This window comes from Verminephrobacter aporrectodeae subsp. tuberculatae At4, assembly GCF_000193225.1.
In the GTDB taxonomy this organism is placed as follows: domain Bacteria; phylum Pseudomonadota; class Gammaproteobacteria; order Burkholderiales; family Burkholderiaceae_C; genus Acidovorax; species Acidovorax aporrectodeae.
The window spans coordinates 1-2,295 of record NZ_AFAL01000524.1 but is presented as its reverse complement, the minus strand read 5'-3'; the positions used below and the strand labels follow the sequence as shown (position 1 = coordinate 2,295).

Genomic DNA, 2,295 nt, shown 5'->3' with positions numbered 1-2,295 from the left:
CCAAAGACGTTGCGAAACCCCGCGGCGAACACGGCCAGCCACAGCAAGGGGCGCACCAGCGCGGATACCAGGCGGCCGGTCTGCTGCACGAACTTGAGTGTCTCGCGCAGCACGATGGCGCGCAGCGCCTGCAGCGCGTGCGCCGCGCCGTGCCGTCTCAGCGGCGCGCCGGACACAGTGTCTCCGGTGCGTCTGCGCCCAGCGTGTCCAGCGCATTGCCCGGATGCAGAACGCCCTCGAGCGGTGCCTGCGCGATCACGCCCTGCCCGTCGCTGAGCAGCATGGTCTGGCGCAGCTGGCCGTCCCAGGGCCGGAAACCCAGGCCCACGCCCTTGGAGCCGTCGAGCGTGACCTGCGCCAGCGTCTGCGCCCAGACCGCGGGCGTTCCCTTGGGCGCCGCCACGGCCGTGGCCGCGAGCGCCTTGCCGGCCATCCAGGAGGCCCAGTCCTGCGCCTGCATCGGGCGCTTGGCTGCCTTGGCGAAGCGGCGCGCGACCTGCGGCGCGCCGTAGCGCTCGAACTGCGCGTGCCAGGCGAGCGCGAGCAGGCCAGCGTCGCCGACCACGGGGCGCGGCAGCACGGTGCGGTAGGGCAGCGTGCGCGCGAATTCGCCGTCGCTGTCGATCACCCACACGGCGTCGTAGCTGCTGCCTGCCGTCAACAGCAGCGGGTTCGCCAGATCGCGTTCGCGCGGGTCGGCCGACAGCTTGAACGGCTTGCTTGCCACGAGTTGCAGCCCATGGCGCCGGATCGACGCCTGCGCCGTCGCCGCGCGCGCCGCGTCCTGCGCGTTCGCGCCGACCAGCAGGAGCAGCTTGTTCCACTTGCGCGCTACCAGCAGCTGCGCGAGCGCGTCGCTGCGCATGCGCTCGCTGGGGATGAGGTGAAACAGACGCGCCCGGCAGTCCTGCTGGCGCAGGCGGTCGGAGGGTTCGCTCAGGTTGAGCACCGGCAGTTTCACTGCGTCGGCCACCGCGAGCGTCCACTCGGCGGGCAGGTCGGTCAGCAGCACGGCTGCGCCGTTCTTCTCGGCCGCCACCGCCGCCGCGCGCGCGGCCTCGATCGAGCCCGCCGAAGCGCTGGCCAGAAGCACCTGCGAGCCCGCCGCTTCGAGCTCGAATTGCGCCTCGTCGAGCGCCACGCGCAGGCCGTCGGCGAGCGGGCCGCCGGGGTGCCCCAGGTAGGCGCGCTCGACGCGCCTGCGCTCCATGCGGCGATCGTCCTCGGGCGTGATCAGGGTGGCCCGGAGCTGCGCCGCGCTCACCGCCGCCGCAGCGCCCAGGGTGCTCAGCGCGCAGAGGGCGCAGAGCGCGGTATGGAGCCACGCCGGCAGCGCGCCGGCGGATCGGGGGAGGAAACGTGCTGTGCGCATCGGCGTCATTCCACGATCACCAGCCCGTAGGGCACGCGGCCCACGGGAATGCTCTTGATGGCCTTGGCGCCGGCCACGTCAACGACGGTCACGTCGTCGCTCAGTCCATTGACCACGTAGAGCCGCGCCTGCGCCTGGTCGAGCGTGACGTTCCACGCGCGCTTGCCGACCAGCACCAGGGCGCTGACCTTGCGGCCGGGCACGTCGACGAAGGCCACGTGGTTCGCCCGCCCAAGTCCGACGAAGGCGCGCTGGCCGTCCTTCGTGAACGTGATGCCCACCGGCGTGATGTCCGCGGCGCGCGCGCCCTTGACCTCGAACTTCAGGTTGCCGATCACCTCGTGCGTGGCGGTCGAGACGATGCTCACGTTCGCGCTCAGCTCGTTCGTGACCCATAGCTCCTTGCCGTCGGGCGTGATCGCCATGCGCCGCGGCCGCTTGCCGACGCGGATGTTCTTGAGCAGCTTGCCGCTCGCGGTGTCGATCACGTGCACCAGGCTCGCGACTTCGGACGTGACGTAGAGGGTCTTGCCGTCGGCGCTGACCTTCACGCCTTCCGGCTCCTCACCGACCTTCACTGAGCGCAGCTGCTTGCCGCTGGCCGCGTCGATGAAGCTCGCCTCGCCCGCGTCTTCGTTGGAGACGTAAATGGTCTTGCCGTCGGGCGACAGGTCGAAGGCCTCGGGCTCGTCGCCGAGCGGAATGCGCCGCACCGACTTGCCGCTCGCGGGGTCGATCAGGTCGGCCTCGTTCGAGGAACTGCAGGCCACCATCAGCAGGCGCTGCGGCGTCAGCTGGATATGGCGCGCGCGCTTGCAGGTCGGGATCGTTCCCTTCACGCTGAGCGTTCCCAGGTCGATCAGCGTCAGCGCGTCGTCCTTCTCGCTGGACACGTAGGCCGTGCCCTGCGCCTGCGCGAAGCA

General features: G+C 71.2%; 2 protein-coding genes and 1 pseudogene. All 3 read right to left on the bottom strand.

Going from position 1 to position 2,295, the window contains the following annotated elements; genetic code table 11:
* A pseudogene (locus tag VTU_RS28005) lies at positions 1-176 on the bottom strand (ABC transporter permease); the annotation flags it as partial.
* Positions 158-1,372 carry a type 1 periplasmic-binding domain-containing protein gene (locus tag VTU_RS0117765; RefSeq protein ID WP_010106688.1) on the bottom strand — a complete coding sequence of 405 codons (1,215 nt, stop codon included), beginning with the start codon at positions 1,370-1,372 and terminating at the stop codon, positions 158-160. The pseudogene VTU_RS28005 and the gene VTU_RS0117765, both read right to left, overlap by 19 nt.
* Positions 1,373-1,377: 5 nt before the next feature.
* Positions 1,378-2,295, bottom strand: a 918-nt coding sequence (locus VTU_RS0117760; protein ID WP_010106687.1) for a PQQ-dependent catabolism-associated beta-propeller protein, incomplete at its 5' end; no start/stop codon positions are given.

Bases quoted from the DNA above. Each gene is read 5' to 3' on its own strand.
- VTU_RS0117765 (WP_010106688.1), bottom strand. From the start codon at position 1,372: ATGCGCACAGCACGTTTCCTCCCCCGATCCGCCGGCGCGCTGCCGGCG.